Source organism: Vibrio sp. MMG023 (assembly GCF_021654215.1).
Lineage (GTDB): Bacteria > Pseudomonadota > Gammaproteobacteria > Enterobacterales > Vibrionaceae > Vibrio > Vibrio jasicida.
Genome location: NZ_JAKFZP010000013.1, coordinates 47049 through 64955 on the forward strand (window position 1 = coordinate 47049; position 17907 = coordinate 64955).

The 17907-nt window shown below is 46.1% G+C and carries 16 protein-coding genes and 2 tRNA genes; 8 read left to right on the forward strand and 10 right to left on the reverse strand.

Annotation, left to right across the window (positions count from 1 at the left end; translation table 11 throughout):
- Positions 1-227 precede the first annotated feature (227 nt).
- The 4 genes from epmA to L1076_RS25130 all read left to right on the forward strand — a co-directional run bounded on the left by epmA (position 228) and on the right by L1076_RS25130 (position 3383).
- Positions 228-1199 carry an elongation factor P--(R)-beta-lysine ligase gene (gene epmA, locus L1076_RS25115; RefSeq protein ID WP_042604425.1) on the forward strand — a complete coding sequence of 324 codons (972 nt, stop codon included), beginning with the start codon at positions 228-230 and terminating at the stop codon, positions 1197-1199.
- A gap of 9 nt (positions 1200-1208) precedes the next feature.
- Positions 1209-1583, forward strand: coding sequence for a VanZ family protein (locus L1076_RS25120; protein ID WP_038871015.1), 375 nt, complete (start codon positions 1209-1211; stop codon positions 1581-1583).
- A 21-nt stretch (positions 1584-1604) separates the two neighbouring features.
- Positions 1605-2240 (forward strand): TetR/AcrR family transcriptional regulator, encoded by a 636-nt coding sequence (locus L1076_RS25125; protein WP_038871017.1) that lies wholly within the window; start codon positions 1605-1607, stop codon positions 2238-2240.
- A 186-nt stretch (positions 2241-2426) separates the two neighbouring features.
- Positions 2427-3383, forward strand: a complete 957-nt coding sequence (locus L1076_RS25130) for a DHH family phosphoesterase (RefSeq protein WP_237304697.1) — start codon at positions 2427-2429, stop codon at positions 3381-3383.
- Positions 3384-3456: 73 nt separating this feature from the next.
- On the opposite strand, the gene L1076_RS25135 is transcribed toward L1076_RS25130, so the two are convergent.
- The 5 genes from L1076_RS25135 to L1076_RS25155 form a co-directional block, all read right to left on the reverse strand.
- Complete coding sequence (locus tag L1076_RS25135) at positions 3457-4602, reverse strand: murein hydrolase activator EnvC (RefSeq protein ID WP_045460314.1); 1146 nt, start codon at positions 4600-4602, stop codon at positions 3457-3459.
- 26 nt (positions 4603-4628) lie between these two features.
- The gene (gene cysE / locus L1076_RS25140) at positions 4629-5450 is read right to left on the reverse strand and encodes a serine O-acetyltransferase (protein WP_038881492.1); all 822 of its coding nucleotides are present in this window, start codon (positions 5448-5450) and stop codon (positions 4629-4631) included.
- Positions 5451-5528: 78 nt separating this feature from the next.
- Positions 5529-6566 (reverse strand): NAD(P)H-dependent glycerol-3-phosphate dehydrogenase, encoded by a 1038-nt coding sequence (gpsA, locus tag L1076_RS25145; protein ID WP_038881493.1) that lies wholly within the window; start codon positions 6564-6566, stop codon positions 5529-5531.
- A gap of 200 nt (positions 6567-6766) precedes the next feature.
- The gene (gene secB / locus L1076_RS25150) at positions 6767-7231 is read right to left on the reverse strand and encodes a protein-export chaperone SecB (RefSeq protein WP_005530940.1); all 465 of its coding nucleotides are present in this window, start codon (positions 7229-7231) and stop codon (positions 6767-6769) included.
- Positions 7232-7437: 206 nt separating this feature from the next.
- A complete protein-coding gene (locus L1076_RS25155) occupies positions 7438-7872 on the reverse strand; it encodes a rhodanese-like domain-containing protein (protein WP_038871024.1) in 435 nt (144 codons plus the stop codon).
- Positions 7873-8358: 486 nt separating this feature from the next.
- Here L1076_RS25155 and gpmM point away from each other — a divergent pair, with 486 nt between their 5' ends.
- Positions 8359-9891, forward strand: coding sequence for a 2,3-bisphosphoglycerate-independent phosphoglycerate mutase (gene gpmM, locus L1076_RS25160; RefSeq protein ID WP_061036242.1), 1533 nt, complete (start codon positions 8359-8361; stop codon positions 9889-9891).
- A 107-nt stretch (positions 9892-9998) separates the two neighbouring features.
- Here gpmM and L1076_RS25165 read toward each other — a convergent pair whose 3' ends face one another.
- The 5 genes from L1076_RS25165 to rsgA all read right to left on the reverse strand — a co-directional run bounded on the left by L1076_RS25165 (position 9999) and on the right by rsgA (position 16798).
- Entirely contained in the window at positions 9999-10886 is an 888-nt protein-coding gene (locus L1076_RS25165; RefSeq protein WP_237304698.1) for a DMT family transporter, read from the reverse strand.
- A gap of 121 nt (positions 10887-11007) precedes the next feature.
- A complete protein-coding gene (locus tag L1076_RS25170) occupies positions 11008-12888 on the reverse strand; it encodes a methyl-accepting chemotaxis protein (RefSeq protein WP_104029022.1) in 1881 nt (626 codons plus the stop codon).
- A 279-nt stretch (positions 12889-13167) separates the two neighbouring features.
- The gene (locus L1076_RS25175; RefSeq protein ID WP_038871033.1) at positions 13168-14583 is read right to left on the reverse strand and encodes an SLC13 family permease; all 1416 of its coding nucleotides are present in this window, start codon (positions 14581-14583) and stop codon (positions 13168-13170) included.
- Positions 14584-14759: 176 nt separating this feature from the next.
- Positions 14760-15617, reverse strand: a complete 858-nt coding sequence (asd, locus tag L1076_RS25180; protein WP_039974268.1) for an archaetidylserine decarboxylase — start codon at positions 15615-15617, stop codon at positions 14760-14762.
- A gap of 116 nt (positions 15618-15733) precedes the next feature.
- On the reverse strand, positions 15734-16798 hold the full coding sequence (gene rsgA / locus L1076_RS25185) for a small ribosomal subunit biogenesis GTPase RsgA (RefSeq protein ID WP_038874102.1): 1065 nt from the start codon (positions 16796-16798) through the stop codon (positions 15734-15736).
- Positions 16799-16927: 129 nt separating this feature from the next.
- On the opposite strand from rsgA, the gene orn reads away from it, so the two are divergent.
- The 3 genes from orn to L1076_RS25200 all read left to right on the forward strand — a co-directional run bounded on the left by orn (position 16928) and on the right by L1076_RS25200 (position 17821).
- A complete protein-coding gene (orn, locus tag L1076_RS25190; protein ID WP_038874099.1) occupies positions 16928-17473 on the forward strand; it encodes an oligoribonuclease in 546 nt (181 codons plus the stop codon).
- 156 nt (positions 17474-17629) lie between these two features.
- Positions 17630-17705: transfer RNA gene (locus tag L1076_RS25195), tRNA-Gly, on the forward strand.
- A 39-nt stretch (positions 17706-17744) separates the two neighbouring features.
- Positions 17745-17821: transfer RNA gene (locus L1076_RS25200), tRNA-Met, on the forward strand.
- Positions 17822-17907: the final 86 nt, after the last annotated feature.

The window sequence follows — 17907 nt, forward strand, 5'->3', positions numbered from 1 at the left end:
TCGCTGTCAATGTTACATGACTGTTGCGCGACATTACCCTCATTGATAATAGGGTAAGTTGTGAGTGTTTTTTGTACTGTGGAACGTCAAATGCTTGCTTCAGTTTTAATCGATTTTTATTCGCGTTTGGGGGGCAAAAATTGGAGCCGATTCCCCCCTCGCTGAACTAGGCAAATCATGCCAAAATTGCTATTTTTCCTGCTCATCAACCTTTTAAGAGTTTTGTTATGCAAACGAACTGGCAACCTACCGCTTCTATGGAACAACTACGTCAACGTGCGATGTTGATTACCGCTATTCGTCAATTCTTCGCCGAGCGACAGGTGATGGAAGTCGACACGCCAGCGATGAGTCACGCGACGGTGACAGACATTCATTTGCATACCTTCCAGACTGAATTTGTAGGACCAGGCTATGCCGGTGGTAGCAAACTGTTCTTTATGACCAGTCCTGAATTCCATATGAAGCGCCTACTGGCTGCGGGCAGTGGTTGTATTTACCAAATCAACAAAGCTTTTCGTAATGAAGAGAATGGTCGTCACCACAATCCTGAATTCACCATGTTGGAGTGGTACCGTATCGGTTTTGATCATCATAAGCTGATGGACGAAATGGATGACCTGCTACAACTGGTATTGAAGTGCGGCGCTGCTGAGCGAATGACTTACCAGCAAGCTTTTATTGACGTACTTGGTGCGTGCCCGTTAGAAGGCTCGATGCAAGAGCTAAAAGCAGTCGCGGCAAAGCTGGGTTTGAGTGACATTGCAGAGCCAGAAGAAGATCGTGATACCTTGCTGCAACTGTTGTTCAGCATCGGTGTGGAAGCCAAGATTGGTCAGCAAGTCCCTGCGTTTGTTTATGACTTCCCAGCTTCACAAGCCGCGCTGGCAAAGATCAACCCACAAGATACCCGTGTCGCGGATCGCTTTGAGGTGTACTTCAAAGGTATTGAGCTTGCGAACGGCTTCCATGAACTCGATAACCCGAAAGAGCAATTAGCACGTTTCGAACAAGATAACGCTAAGCGTCTAGAAATGGGCTTGAAGCCACAACCTATCGATTTCCATCTTATTGGTGCATTAGAGGCGGGCTTGCCAGATTGTGCTGGTGTGGCATTAGGCATTGATCGTTTGATTATGTTGGCATTAGGTTGTGACCATATTGATCAAGTGACCGCTTTCCCATTCCCAATTGCTTAAGGATTGATGATGAACCTAACCGCTGCCCGTTTCGTTCTACTGAGCTATGCCGCTCTCATTGCTTATCTTTCTTTGAGTTCGGGTGAGTTGCAAGATTGGGGTGACATTGCGTACTTGGATAAGATGCAGCATGCGATGGCGTACAGTGGTTTTGGTTTCTTAGGTTGCTTTTGTGTTTCAAAGTGGCGTCAGCGTTGGACGATAGCAGTGAGTATTTTGTTATTTAGTGCCGTGATTGAAGTTCTGCAAGGGTATGTGGGTCGACAAACGTCATGGCATGATCTGATTGCAAACACCATTGGTATCGTAACTGGTCTGCTATGTTACCGTATTTGGAGCCTCTATCGACCTAGGTTGGTGAAGTCGTTATACTCAATTCGTTAATGAAGAGGGAATACGATAACCATGAAAACGCGCGACAAAATTGTCTATGCCGCACTGGAGTTGTTTAACCAACATGGTGAGCGCAATATCACAACCAATCACATTGCTGACCATATTGAAATTAGCCCAGGCAACCTTTACTACCACTTTCGTAATAAGCAAGAAATCGTGCGTGAGATCTTCGCACTTTACTCTGCGGAGTTGCTAGAAAGATTCACTCCAATTCAAGGTTCTCAAGAGAGCCTAACCATGCTGAAAAGCTACCTAGATTCCATTTTTACGCTAATGTGGAAGTACCGTTTCTTTTACGCAAACTTACCGGAAATCTTATCGCGCGATGAAAAGCTGCATGATGAGTACATTGATGTTCAGGAAAAGCTCCAAGCGAACCTGATTGCCATCATGCAAGAGTTCGTGTCGTTGAAGTTGTTGAACGTTGACCAAACACAATTGAAGCCCTTGGTTTGTACTCTGCATTTGATTGCGTGTAGCTGGCTAGCGTATCAATCAGCGATGTCTCCAAAAACAGAAATCACCGAAACAATGGTAAAACAAGGCATGCTACAAATGCTAAATGTGGTGAAGCCTGTTGCGACAGAGCAAGGCATGGAGCAGTTACTGCTACTCGAAGAGGCTTTAAGCACACTACACAGTTAGTACTATTTTCCCTCCTTATTAACATTAGAAAATGAGAGTATGGCTCAATGCTTAAGGTTTAGAGCGCAGCTCTCATTTTCAGTCCCTCCCTTGAGTTGACTTGCTGTGCTCATTTCGCACAATAGGATTCATACACCCCCCAATTATTTGTTGGGATATGACTCTCGATAAAGGAACTATCGTTCAATGAACTACGACATTTTTAATGGCGATGCCGATGGCATCATCGCATTGTTGCAATTGCGTTTGGCGGATCCCATCGAAGCTAAGTTGGTGACTGGTGTTAAACGTGATATTAAGCTGGTGGAAAAGGTCGATCTGCAAGCTGGCGATGAGCTGACGGTATTAGACATTTCAATGGAAAAGAACATGGTAGGTCTAGAGCAAGCATTGGCTCAAGGCGCGCATGTGTTTTACGCTGATCACCACAAAGCGGGTGAGATTCCTCAACATGGTAACTTAGATGCGCACATCGACCTTGATGCTAATATGTGTACCGCTTTGATTGTCGATAAACTGCTTGATGGCCGTTTTCATACATGGGCGATCACCGCTGCTTATGGTGATAACTTGATCGCTAAAGCGGATGCATTGGCGGACAAAGCTGGACTTAATCAAGAGCAGAAAGCACAGCTAAAAGAGCTCGGTACGTTGATTAACTACAACGGCTATGGCTCTAAAGTAGGCGACCTTCATTTTCACCCTGCGGACTTGTACCAAGCGTTAAAGCAATACGTTTCACCATTCGATGCGATTGCAGATAAAGCGTCACCTTACTATCAATTGCAATCGGCTTATCAACAAGATATGGATGCGGCGCAGGCGGTTCCTGCTACTCACGAAAGCGTGAAGCTCAAGCTCTTTGAGCTGCCAAACAACGCAGCATCACGTCGAATTAGTGGCGTTTACGGCAACTGGCTTGCAAACCAAAACCCAGACTCCGCGCATGCGGTATTAACTGAAAATGCAGACGGTACTTACACGGTTTCTCTTCGCGCTCCGCTGAATAACAAGCAAGGTGCCGTGGCTGTGTGTGGGCAGTTCCCAACTGGTGGTGGAAGAGAAGCGGCTGCGGGTATTAATGCGTTAAGTAAAGATGATGTAAGTGCCTTTATTGATGCGGTAGAGACCTATTACGCATAGCGCTTTCCCAAATATACATACAAAAAAGGAGCCGAGTGGCTCCTTTTTTATTGCGAAACAATAAGTTGAGTAGTTAACGTTTCAGCCAAGATTTCGGGTTTTGCGCTTCACTGTTACGGCGGATCTCGAAGTAGAGCGAGGCACGGTCTTGACCACCAGTATCCCCCGCGAGTGCAATGACTTCACCTGCTGTCACCTTATCGCCTTCTTTCTTAGTTAACGCTTGGTTGTAGCCATAAAGTGTCATATCGCCCTTACCATGGTCAAGCAAAACGACTAGACCATAACCACGTAAGTACTCCGCAAATACAACGGTACCTGGGTAAACCGCTTTCACTTGCTGGCCATAATTAGCTGAGAGCACCATGCCTTTCCAGTTTACTTGGCCGGTTTGTCTTGTGCCAAAGTTATGTAGGACGCGACCTTTTAATGGCCATGGCAATTTACCGCGCTGTTTCGCAATACCATCCATCGGCACTGCGTTACGTTTTGCGGCTTTCGCGATCTCGGCTTTTAGACGGGTTTCGTTGCGTTGTAGTTCAGAAAGGTAACGCTTGTCGTCTTTGATGCTTTTTTGAATCTTGCTCAGTGTCCCTTTACGTTTCGACTGGGTATTTGCCAACGAAGAACGTTTTTCGGATTGCTGTTTGAGCAGGGTTTCAATTTGTGCTTTTTCGAGCTCGAGTTGGTTCTTATTATGTGCCAACTCCTGCGTGGTCTTGGTGATGTCATCAATCACTTTTGCCCGTGCTTTTGCCAAATGCTGGAAGTACTGACTAATGCGATCTTCTTCTACACCTTGATTCAAAAGGTGACCATTGGCTTTGGCTCTTTCTGTCACGTAGTAGGTCTGAAGCAACTGCTTTAGCTCTTCTTCCTGCGCCTGACGCTGGCCTTCTTGCAGAGCAATCTTCTCTTCTAACTTATTAATGTTTTGATCAGCCTGCGCTAAGTCTGCTTTGGTTTGCTTGATTTCTCGTTCTAATTTAGAAATACCAAGCTCTTGGTTTTTTAGCGACTTTTGTAGATCGTTCAGTTGTTTTTCTTGAGAGGTGAGTGACTTACGCTGGCGGTTAATTTCGCTGGAAACGCCTTTCAGCTCTTGCTGGCTAGCAGCGGAAGAGGTGATGGGATATGTGGCAGATAAAGCACAAGTTAATAAAATAGCCGAGCGTAGCACTGGGTGATTTTTTTTTCGCACTTGAGAGTTACCTACCACATTATTGTCAAAAGATTAAATGACGATTAAATGCCATCCCCGTGGATAAAGCTTTGCGATTTGCCATTAAAGCCTTGATCCATATCGAGAGAAGGTTTGTCCGTTTTTGGACGACCAACAATTTTCGCAGGCACTCCCGCCACAGTTGTGTGCGGTGGCACTGCTTGCAATACCACAGAGCAAGAGCCGATTTTCGCGCCTTCACCCACTTCGATATTGCCAAGAATCTTTGCACCGGCGCCGATCATGACGCCTTCGCGAATTTTCGGGTGACGGTCACCGCATTCTTTGCCAGTACCACCAAGGGTAACATCCTGCAAAATAGACACATCGTTTTCTACGACAGCCGTTTCACCGATCACGATGCCTGTCGCATGGTCTAGCATGATACCACTACCGATGCGTGCCGCAGGGTGAATATCCACCTGACATGCCACAGAGATCTGGTTTTGTAGATAAGTCGCAAGTGCGTGACGCCCTTGCTTCCAGAGCCAGTTTGCTACGCGGTAGCCTTGCAGAGCATGATAGCCCTTTAGATAAAGCAGTGGCATTGAGTACATCGAAACCGCTGGGTCACGATTCACCGTTGCACAAATATCGCAGGCCGCGCCGTCCGTGATGGTTGGATCGGCCGCGAAGGCTTCTTCAACCACTTCACGTACTGCCATTGCAGGCATGGAAGCGGTGTTCAATTTGTTTGCCAGAATGTAGCTTAACGCAGCACACAAGCTTTCATGCTTGATGATAGTCGCATGGTAAAAGCTCGCCAACATGGGCTCTTGCTCTGACATCTCACGGGCTTCTGAGACAATTTTGTCCCAGACTTTTTGTTTTTCGCAGTGTTTCATTCTCAATGTCCTGAGTGGTTCTTCCGTGACCCGACAACTTCTATTCTTCTCAGATGAGGTGCAAAGGGGCGTAGAGTGCTACTTTCCTTCGGCTTTTTTGTCACGAGCAAGTAAATCTTGCGCTGCCAGGCGTGCATCCTTCCCTTGATACAATACTTGATAAATTTGGTCAACAATTGGCATTTCAACGTCCATGCGTTGAGAAAGCATCCACACTTCCTTCGTGTTACGGTAGCCTTCCACCACTTGGCCGATCTCTTCTTGAGCGGTGTCGACATCTTTACCTTTACCTAGTGCCAAACCAAAACGGCGGTTACGTGATTGGTTATCGGTACAAGTCAATACAAGATCACCCAAACCAGCCATGCCCATAAAGGTCTCTGGTTGTGCGCCCAGTGCAGCGCCAAGGCGGCTCATTTCCGCAAGGCCACGTGTGATGAGTGCTGTACGTGCGTTCGCACCAAAACCAATGCCGTCAGACATACCTGCACCAATGGCGATAACGTTTTTCACGGCGCCGCCAAGTTGCATGCCGATGAAGTCGTTGTTTGCGTAAACACGGAAAGTTTTACTGCAATGGATTTTTTCTTGCAGATCAGCAACGAAATCTGAGTCTGGAGAGGCAACGGAGATGGCTGTTGGCATGCCCATCGCAAGTTCTTTTGCGAAAGTAGGACCTGAAAGTACCGCGAGAGAGTAACTCTCACCAATAATGTCGAAAGCCACTTCTTTAAGTAGACGACCTGTTTCTGGTTCTAGGCCTTTGGTTGCCCAGCAAATACGAGAATCTTCACGTAGGAAAGGCTTGCAGCTATTCAGTACGATGCCAAAGACATGGCTAGGAACGACGACTAACAAGTCACGGCTTGCTTGAACGGCTTTTTCTAAATCCGATTCAATAATCAAGCTTTCAGGGAAATCAATACCAGGTAAGAATTCATGGTTGGCACGATCTGCCTCAAGGCGAGCCATGTGTGCTGGCTCATGACCCCAAAGAACCACGTTCGCACCGTTGCGAGCAAGGGAAATCGCCAAAGAAGTGCCGTATGAACCTGCGCCAATCACCGTCATTGCGATGTCTTTACCGTAAGCATTGTTGGTATTTGCTTGTGTCATGCTACCGCCTAATTGTCTTTCTACTAATAGAATCTAGTTCATAATCGCCAGATTTTACGCTCTCTAGCTGCTAGGAACTAGGATCTTTCAGAAATAAAAAATGCACATTGCATCACTGGTTAGACGCGTTGTGCATTTTCTTAAGGTATATGCCGTGTCGAATTAGAATCTACTATGACACGTCACTTACAAAACGTGAATTACGCTTCAGCTTCGCCTTGTTGAGCTTGCTGTTGTAGGTAGTTCATGAACAGCGCGTCGAAGTTAACTGGCGCTAGGTTCAGTTGAGGGAACGTACCTTTAACCACTAGGCTTGAGATAGTTTCACGAGCGTAAGGGAATAGGATGTTCGGGCAGAATGCGCCTAGGCAATGTGCTAGTTGGCCTGCTTCCATTTGCTCAGCTGTGAAGATACCACCTTGTTGAACTTCACATAGGAACGCTGTTTCTTCTTCGTTCTTTACAGTAACTGTTAGACGTAGAACTACTTCGTAAACGCCTTCACCAAGCTCACGGCTTTGAGTGTCTAGGTCTAGTTTAACGTCTGGGTTCCACTCTTTTTGGAACATTACTGGAGAGTTAGGCGCTTCAAAAGAAACGTCTTTTAGGAAGATGCGTTGAATTGCGAAGTTTTGTTGTGCGTCTTGTGGTGCTGCTTCAGCCATTTTTAAATCCTTAATAAACATTTGTTGAGCCTAGAACGATCTAAACCCAGAAATATGGTTTGTCCTGAGACTAACTGAGCAAATCTACATTGACTAGATGAAGCGCGTATTACGTGCAAAGCGTCACAACTTAGTGCTTCAACTGCTTTCTATTTGCTCAGTTTATATAAACGAGGCTTGGCAAAATTGGATTTTTACCGCGAACCTTATTTTTTACCACGTACTAGCGGTAGGTTCGCTTCGCTCCATGCAATCAAGCCATTTTTCAGTAGGCTTACGTTTTCGAAGCCTGCTTTAGCTAGTAGGTTTGCACTTTCTTGAGCAGTTTGGCCTGTCTTGCATACCACAATGATTGGGTCTGATTTACGGTTTTCAAGGCTACCAAAGTTACCAGCTTTGATATCTGACGGTAAAATGTGAAGTGCGTCGGTGATATGGCCTTGTTTGAACTCATCTTTAGAGCGGATATCGACCACAACGCCGTTTTCACGGTTCATTAGGTGAGTCAGTTGGTTTACGTTAATCTCTTTGTATGCGGCTGTCGCTGACTTCACGATGTTCATGATGAATGCGACAAGAAGACCTACCCAAACCAAAGATAGAATCATGTTCTGTTGGAAAAAATCAATGTACTCTTGCATGTCTTGAGCTCTTGCAATGTTGGCGGAAAAATAAAGCAGGAGTATAGCGGGGTTAGTCGCCTTAGGCGAGAGGGTTAAAATTTTCTAACGAATAATTGAGATCTACGCGCTTGCCTCAAGCCTTTTCTAATGTGCTATTCGTGCAATCTTAGTATCACTTCTTCCTATCAATCTAATTGGTGTAATTGACTTCACTTCTACATTGAAAAGCGCAGAATAGTTATCAACAAAAAGTTTTTCACCAAAGTATTTCGGTGGTCGTACAAAGCATCTTGAAAGTGACTATGCTTGTGGAACACGTTTGCTGACTAGGTCGGATTGCTTGCTAACTTGTAAGATAGCAACAATAAATCGCAAACATTATTTGATCTTAACCTACAGTTTTGGTTAAAAAGTGTAGTAAAATTACGCTAGTTTTGTTTCAAGGTTAGATGGAGCAATGAAGCTCTACGCCGAAAGTTACTTAAATTTGATGAGGTCATCACTATGTCTGCTAAGAAGCCATTGGCTCTAGTTATCCTTGACGGTTACGGTTACCGTGAAGACACAGCAAGTAACGCAATTGCAAATGCTAAAACACCAGTAATGGATGCACTGATTGCGAATAACCCTAACACTCTAATCTCTGCTTCAGGTATGGACGTTGGTCTTCCTGATGGTCAAATGGGTAACTCAGAAGTTGGTCATACCAACATCGGTGCAGGTCGCGTTGTATACCAAGATCTAACTCGTATCACTAAGTCTATCGCTGATGGTGAGTTTGCTGAGACAGCTGCGTTAGTTGAAGCTATCGATTCTGCAGTTGAAGCTGGTAAAGCGGTACACCTAATGGGCCTTATGTCTCCAGGTGGTGTTCACTCTCACGAAGATCACATCTACGCAGCAGTTGAAATGGCAGCCGCTCGTGGCGCTGAGAGAATTTACCTACACTGCTTCCTAGACGGCCGTGACACGCCACCACGCAGTGCTGAAAACTCACTACAACGTTTCCAAGACCTATTTGCGAAACTAGGTAAAGGCCGTGTTGCTTCTCTCGTAGGTCGTTACTACGCAATGGACCGTGACAACAACTGGGATCGCGTTCAAGTTGCATACGATCTTCTGACTCAAGCAAAAGCTGAGTTCACAGCAGAAACAGCAGTTGCTGGTCTAGAAGCGGCTTACGCTCGTGAAGAAAACGACGAGTTTGTTAAAGCTACAGCGATCAAAGCTGAAGGCCAAGAAGATGCAATCATGCAAGATGGCGACGCTGTTATCTTCATGAACTACCGTGCTGACCGTGCACGTCAAATCACTCGTGCATTCGTTCCTGCATTTGATGGCTTCGAGCGTGCGGCGTTCCCTGCGATCAACTTCGTGATGCTGACTCAATACGCAGCTGATATCCCGCTAGCTATTGCTTTCCCACCTGCGTCTCTAGAAAACACGTACGGTGAGTGGCTATCTAAGCAAGGTCAAACTCAGCTACGTATTTCTGAAACAGAGAAATACGCACACGTTACATTCTTCTTCAACGGTGGTGTTGAGAACGAATTTGAAGGTGAAGAGCGTCAACTTGTTGCTTCTCCAAAAGTAGCAACTTACGACATGCAACCAGAGATGAGCTCTCCAGAGCTAACTGAGAAAATGGTTGCAGCGATCAAATCTGGCAAATTCGACACTATCATTTGTAACTACCCGAACGCAGATATGGTTGGTCACACTGGCGTTTACGAAGCGGCTGAGCAAGCTATCGAAGCACTAGATGAAAGCGTAGGTAAAGTGGTTGAAGCAATCAAAGAAGTTGGCGGTCAGCTACTGATCACTGCGGACCACGGTAACGCGGAAATGATGATTGACCCAACAACGGGCGGAATTCACACTGCACACACTAACCTACCTGTACCTCTAATCTACGTAGGTGACAAAGCGGTTGAGTTCAAAGAAGGCGGTAAACTGTCTGACCTTGCACCAACCATGCTTTCTCTAGCGGGTCTAGAAATTCCTGCAGAAATGTCTGGTCAAATCCTAGTTAAGTAATTAACTAAGTAAAAGCCCGAGTTCGACTCGGGCTTTTTTGTGTCTGCGATTCTGTGTTTGGTAAGGCGGTGAGTTACTAAGCTCAACAGGCCCTAATTGAACCTGCTCTATTGTACTAAGATACCAGTACCAATCACGGCTAAGGCCGCGCCAAACCAGGCAAAGCGATTTGGACGTTTCTTGGTGTAAACCCACAACAGCGGCAGCAACATGATTGGTGTTGTTGAAGAAAGCAGAGCCACCATCCCGACATTTCCCTCACGTAGGGCATAGAGAATCAACGTCATACCTACTGCCATGGCCAAGAAACCGTTTAATGCAGTGATACCAAAAACTTTCCAGGTGATAGTTTGAGTCGCACGGGCTACCTTCGCGCCAATCAACCAAAGCGCGCAATGCGCGACAAAGGCACTGATCATGCGAATCGCAGAAGCGGCGACTGGATCGACACTCGTTTGCATGACTGGTTTAGCAATGATACCACCAAGCGCCTGACACATAGCGGCAGTTAAACCGAGCCCGACACCTATCCAAACATTACCTTTGATTTCTTCTAGCGTATTACTAGCTTGCCCGCGTCGGCCGTAGAAAATCGCCATCACGACACCGCTAAAAACTAAGGCTGCACCAATCAGCTCCGTTCCAGTCATGCTTTCGCTAAATAGGAAGTAACCTAAAATGGCAGAGAAGACGGCATGACAAGAAAACAGCAAGCCTGCTTGGCGTGGTCCCATGCGGTTCAAGCAAGCGAATAACGCCGTATCACCAATAAAAATACCAATCAAACCGGATGCCATCATTGGCGTAATGTGTTCTGTGGTCACACTTAACCAACCTCCGGTGAACCAAGCCATACTGGATAGGATGACGGCTGTACAACCCATACGCCATCGGCTATAGGAAAACGCACCAAGATGCTGAGCGGGAACAACAGAAATTAAGCTAGAAACAGCCCATAGGAAAGCAGCGCATAGCGCCAGCCATTCATAACTCATGATTGCGAGACATCCTTGTAGAGCAGGGTAAGGCTCTAATATGCATCAATTTATAGATATGTAAAAGAGCATCTTATCGCTAATAAAAAAAGCAGCTCGTTGAGCTGCTTTTGAGGGCGCGTTACACTTTAAAGCGACTGATGTTCTCACGCATCGTATTGGCGGTATCGTACATCTGGCGTGCGCCTTCACTGCTCTTAAGCGATTGTTCGGCAATCATGTCGGCATCGTCTTTAATGCCTTGTGTGTTGCGGCTGATGTCTTCGCTCACCGCACGTTGCTCTTCTGCTGCGCTTGCGATTTGCATTGCCATGTCGTTGATCTCAGTGATGGAGTTGGTGATGCTGGTTAGGCTATCGTGCGCCTGCTGAGCATAATCCACGCTGGTATCCGCCAAACTGGTGCTGGTTTGCATGCTATTGACTGCCAGTTTGGTGTTGTTTTGCAGTGTTTCGATCATGGTACGGATTTCTTCCGTTGACCCATGAGTGCGTTGGCTCAATACTCGTACTTCATCAGCAACCACGGCAAAGCCACGACCTTGTTCACCAGCACGCGCGGCTTCAATTGCGGCATTGAGTGCCAACAAGTTGGTTTGCTCTGCAATGCCTTGGATGGTCGATAGGATTTGGTTGATGCTTTGCGTATTCGCTTCCAACTCAGAAATCACGTTGGCGGCATCACTGACTTGTTCTGCTAACTCGACAATCGCTTCACGGTTCTTCTGGATAACATTTTGTCCATCCATACAAGCGGATGCAGAGTTTTGTGAAGCGCTGGCAGTTAATTCTGCATGGCTTGCGACTTCTGCTGCGGTTGCTGACATCTCATGAATCGCTGTGGCAATTTGGTTAACATCGTTCTGCTGATGCTCAACGCGACCTGCCGCCATCGCTGACAGTTCATTCGCTTGATTCGCTTGCGCCGATAGTTGCTCACTGTTTTCAACGATGCCTTTTAGCATGGTTTGCATTTGTGCGAGGAATTGGTTTACATGCGTTGCAAGTTCGCCAATCTCATCCATGCGTTCAATCTTGATGCGTTGGGTTAAGTCTCCCTCTCCTTGCGATAGCTCAGAAAGGGCATCTGAGAGCGTTTGAAGTGGTTGGAGTAAGCGCGTGATGATGTAAGTGCTGATCGCTGCAATAATCAAGTACAACACGATAGAGGCAATCGCGGTGAATGTTACCTGCTCAGAGACAGAAGCAAACGCCATTTGCTTGTCTTGCACGATTCCTAAAGACCAGTCGGTATTGGGTACGTTGGCTACGTAAATTAGCTTATCACCCTGATTTGGCCATTGAATGGTATCTAACTTTGCATCGCCTGCGAGATTCATCATCACGCTGTGCGTTAATGTAGGGTTAAGTTCAGTCAGTGGTTTTTGACTTAATTTCTCATCTTTGTAAGCCACTAAGTTGTTATTGCCATCTACCAAAAATGCAAAGCCATCATTATCCAATTGGATATTCAGTACTTCTTTGATGATATCGGTTACTGCTAAGTCTGCGGCAAGAACACCACGATTGCTTTGGTTGAATGCTTTAGCGAAGCTGACAACAATGCTGCCATCAAAGTCTTGGTATGGCTCTGTAATAATTAGGCCTGACTTACTCATCGCATCTTGATACCAAGGGCGAGTTCGAGGGTCGTAATCGGCTGGCCATGATTCACTTTTATCGCCATACGCGATAGAACCATCAGAAAATCCAGCATAAACCGATAAGAACTTACCGGCACGCTTGGTAAGTAGCATCTCTCGGTCTGCATCGTCAGAGCTTGCAATAATAGCTTCGTTCGCCAGCATCATATCGCTACGAATCGAGAGCCAGTCACTAATGTAACGGTTGGTTGATTGAGAAATATTTTGAATTTCTCGGTTAAGAGTAGACGTGGTTTCTTCGCGCAATTGATTGACGGAAACCCAAGCTTGAACGCCACTAACAATGGCGATAATGACTGCAATCGCAATCTGGATTTTTAACTTAATTGTATTTCTCATTGCCTTACCTTCATAAAACAGACAAAAAGATCAACGTCACAAGTGGTGACACCAATGGGTATGAGACGATTCAAGCACGGAAAGTTACATGAAAGGCTGCAGATAATTTATCGACATATAGCCGATAAACTTAAGCTAAATAGTGTGATTTTTATTCAACGTATTGTTTATAGGTATGAATTTATTGTGGTGAAATAAGAGTTAACTTGAATGCTGTTGGGCCTGTGGGGAAAGAGCAGGGGACTCTGCGGCAGATTGCACTACCGCAGAGTGTGATGATCAAAAGATAATAAGTACCGCACCATAAACGATAAAGAGCCCAATCACCCCGATGATTAAACCGACTTTCGCCATGTCTTTACTCTCAATTAAACCAGTAGAGTAGGCGAGAGAATTTGGTGGTGTAGAGACGGGCAAAATCATACCGAGTGAAGCAGAGAAAGCGACCACAACTAATAGCCCTTGCAAACCACCGATAGCAACAAGACTTGGCATGGAGGCGCCAATGGCGGCTGCGATTGGCATCAGTAAGTTCGCTGTCGCGGTATTGGACATAAAGTTCGCCATTAACCAACACACAATCGATAGTGCGATGACGACAGAGAATGGAGAAAGGGACTCATAGTCAATGGCGTGAGCTAGCGCTTCTGCCAAGCCAGTTTTGTCTAGGGCAATACCAATGGCGATACCACCGGCAACCAACCACAGCACATCCCAGTTTATTAGCTTAAGTTCTTCTTTGCCCATGATGCCCGTTAAAGTGAATACCGCGAGTGGAATAATGGCGACCACATACGTATTCATGCCATGCACTTTAGTCGTCATCCACAGCAGGATAGTCATGGCGAAGGTGACGTAAACCACGATCGCACGCCAACTCTTCTTGAACTTTCCATCCAGACGCAGCTTCATCTCTGGTTCACTAGAAGGGAAGAGCTTTTGTAATAAGAACCAGGCCAGCGTTAGTTGCACCAAGACGAAAGGTAATCCCATCATCATCCAAGATAGGAAGTCGATGCTGTTTTCTCCGGTTAAGTATTGCAAGGCAATCGCGTTGGGCGGTGTACCGATTGGCGTTGCAATACCACCAGTATTCGCGGCAATTGGAATGCACAATACGAGGGCTTTAATGCCTAAATCGCCTTTCGGTGCCGATGCTACAATTGGGCCTAATAATGCGAGCATCATGACAGTGGTCGCCGTATTAGACATGAACATCGAGAACACGGCGGTAATCAGCATTAAGCCCAGCATGATGAACTTAGGCTGAGTGCCAAACGGCTTTAGCAGTACACGAGCAAGGTTGTTATCAAGCTCGTATTTAGAGGCAGCAATAGCGAGTGCGAAGCCCCCCATGAAAAGGATGATGATAGGAGAAGAGAAAGCGGAGAAGATGTCCGTGTAAGCGATCAAGTCCCCCAAATCATGCCCCGCTGGTGGGTTACGAAATAAGTGTAAGCCTTTATCCGATATCATGATCAATTCCAGTGCGATGATAAGAATTGAAGTGGCAAAAACGGGGACAGGCTCTAAAACCCATAGCAGCGCAGCGAGAAGGAAAATCGCCAGTAGACGGTGCTGAATTAACGTGAGGTCGTCTATTGGTATAGCATCAATCGGCATCATTAAAACACCGAGCGGAATCAAAAAACACACCAGTAACTTGACCAGTGTATTCGCACTCATCTTTGGCATTGGTTGCCCCTTCAAATAATCATCCCTAACCACAGAATAATTGATTGTGCTTTTAGGGTCTTAGAGGCAAGTATGAGTTTGAAAAAGTGAGACTAAATTTCGAGCAGAGTTTTGCTTTTCGTCAATAAAAAAGCCCCCGCGAGCGGAGGCCTTTAAAATCATTTTGTACGGAAGCCTTACTGCTGGTGCGCGTAAGGTGTACCCATTACTGTTGGTTTACCGTTTTCCATGCTCTCATCGAATGTGATTGCATCTTTAGCGAATAGGTTGATAACCGTTGAGCCAAGCTTGAAGCGGCCCATTTCTTCACCTTTTTTCAAGATAACGGCTTTGTTACCTTCTGCAGGGTAATCCCATTTGTAAACAGTATTACCGCGTGGTGGCGTAACAGTGCCAGCCCATACTTGCTCAATGCTGCCTACGATGGTTGCACCAACCAGTACTTGTGCCATTGGACCAAACGCAGTATCGAAGATACACACTACGCGCTCGTTACGTGCGAATAGGTTTGGTACGTTTTCTGCCGTTAGTGGGTTTACCGAGAACAGGTCGCCAGGTACATAAATCATCTGACGCAGCGTGCCGTCACATGGCATGTGTACACGGTGGTAATCACGAGGTGAGAGGTATAGCGTTGCAAAAGTACCATCTTGGAACTCTTCCGCTAGTGTCTCATCACCGCCAAGCAGTTCTTGAGCTGAGAAGTTATGACCTTTTGCTTGAATCAGTTGGCCGTCTTCAATTGGGCCAAACTGGCTAACACAAGCATCCGCTGGGTGAGTGATCACCGCTTCACCTTCTGCGATTGGACGTGCGCCTTCTTTTAGCTCACGTACAAAGAACTCGTTGAACGTTTTGAAGTGTTTTGGATCGGAGTGTTTCGCCTCATCCATGTTCACATTGTATTGTTTGATAAACCAACGAATGATTGCTGTTGTTAGACCGCCAGCTTTAGCTGAAGCCAGTTTACCCACTAGACGCGTTAGGCCGTGTTGTGGGATCCAGTACTGCAGTCCAACTTTAATCTTGTCCATCTTTAATTCCGATACTTCTGTTAGATTCTCGCTTTAGGGCGCGTGATGTTACTGAAATTTCATCTGCTTGTCAGTATTAGGTGATGTTTTCTTACACAGTTGCAGTCCTAACTCAGTTACAGATCCGCTTTCTTGCTGCGTGAGTACTGACGGTTGGCTTTGTTTTCGCCCATGCTTTCTAGGATGCGATGGTAGTTTTCAAAGCGAACTTTGCTCACATCACCTTTCTCTACAGCTTCACGCAATATGCAGCCTGGATCGTCGTTGTGCTTACAGTCACGGAACTTACAGCCACCAAGATAAGGGCGGAATTCAACAAATGCTTTGGTGACCTCTTCCGCTTCTAAGTGCCAAAGGCCAAATTCACGAACCCCAGGAGAGTCAATGAGTTCACCGCCCGTGGGAATATGGTATAGACGTGCCGCGGTCGTTGTATGTTGACCGAGCCCAGAGTTCTCAGAGACTTCGCCTTCTTCCACTTCTTGCTCAAGCTCTGGCATTAGAGCATTCACAAGGCTGGATTTACCAACACCTGATTGGCCAACGAAGATATTGATTCGGTCGCCTAGCAAGGCTTCAAGTTCATTAATGCCTTCACCCGATTTCTTGCTCACAAATAGAACTTTGTAACCAATGCGTTGGTATTCTTCCAACCAACTTTCATAAGTTGCACGCTCTTCGTCTGACAACAGGTCGATTTTGTTCAGAACCAGCAATGGCGCAATGTTAAGTGTCTCTGAAGCAACCAAGTAGCGGTCAATAATGTTCAATGACAGTTCCGGTAGAACCGAAGACACAATGATCATTTGATCAATATTTGCGGCCACAGGTTTTAAGCCATCGTAGTAATCTGGACGAGTAAGTACCGATGTACGAGGTTCTACTGCTTCTACAACACCTGAGATACCAGCCATGGATTCTAAACCTTCACGCCACAACACGCGGTCACCCGATACTAGGGATTCAATGCCGCGACGAAGGTTGCAACGTTGAACTTCACCCGTCTCAAGATCTTCGATGTCAGCATGTTGGCCGAAGCGAGTAATGACCAAGCCTTGCTTACTTGCGCCCAGCATGTGCTCATCCCATTGGATTGAGTCTTCTTGCTTTTTTAGGCGCTTTTGTTGGTTGCTGCGTACGCGTCGCACCTGACCTTTGGTTAACTTTTTCTTTTTTGCCACAATTCTGTACTTAGTGTGAGTTCGCTCAAGTGATTGAACCAACAAAGGGTTCAAGCGAGTGAGTATCGTGTTTCAAGTATTTTCAGGTATAGTACCTCTTTTATCGATAAACAAATAGGCGGCGTAACCATGTCCTTTAGCGATCAAAACCTAATTTGGGTTGATTTAGAGATGACGGGCCTTGATCCTGAAACGCATAAAATCATTGAAATTGCTTCTATCGTTACCGATAGCGAGCTGAACATTTTGGCTGAAGGGCCGGTACTCGCTGTTCATCAACCAGAAGAAGAGCTGGCTAAGATGGATGACTGGTGTACCAATACGCACACATCAAGCGGCTTGGTTGAGCGCGTCCGTAATAGTGATATTTCAGAGCAAGATGCTGTTGTACAAACCATCGAATTCCTAGAAAAATGGGTTCCAAAGGGTGTCTCACCAATTTGTGGTAACAGTATTGGTCAAGATCGCCGTTTCTTGTACAAACACATGCCAGAGCTCGAAGAATATTTCCATTATCGTTACCTAGACGTGAGTACGCTTAAAGAGTTAACTCGTCGCTGGCAACCTGAAGTGTTAAATGGCTTCTCTAAGCAAGGTACACACTTAGCGTTAGACGACATCCGTGAGTCGATTGCTGAGCTAAAGTACTACCGCGAAACGATCTTTAAGATCTAACTGTTAAGGCTGCGATCCAAATTGTTGTATTTCGTGAACGTTTTGCTTGCTTTTTCGTCGGTCAGTAAAAAAATAAAGTTTTTTTGAACGAAGGACTTGCATCACAAAAAAATGCTCTTATAATTCGCAGCCCTGAACGACGGAAACGTTGTTGATGCGACACTAGCTCAGTTGGTAGAGCGCAACCTTGCCAAGGTTGAGGTCACGAGTTCGAACCTCGTGTGTCGCTCCAGTTTGAAGGTCTTCATCGTACCTAACGGTGAAATACGGACGCGGGATGGAGCAGCTTGGTAGCTCGTCGGGCTCATAACCCGAAGGTCGTCGGTTCAAATCCGGCTCCCGCAACCAAATCTAAAGCAGTTTGAAAGTCATTTTTAATGACATTCAGGCCGTTAAGAGATGCGACACTAGCTCAGTTGGTAGAGCGCTAGCTC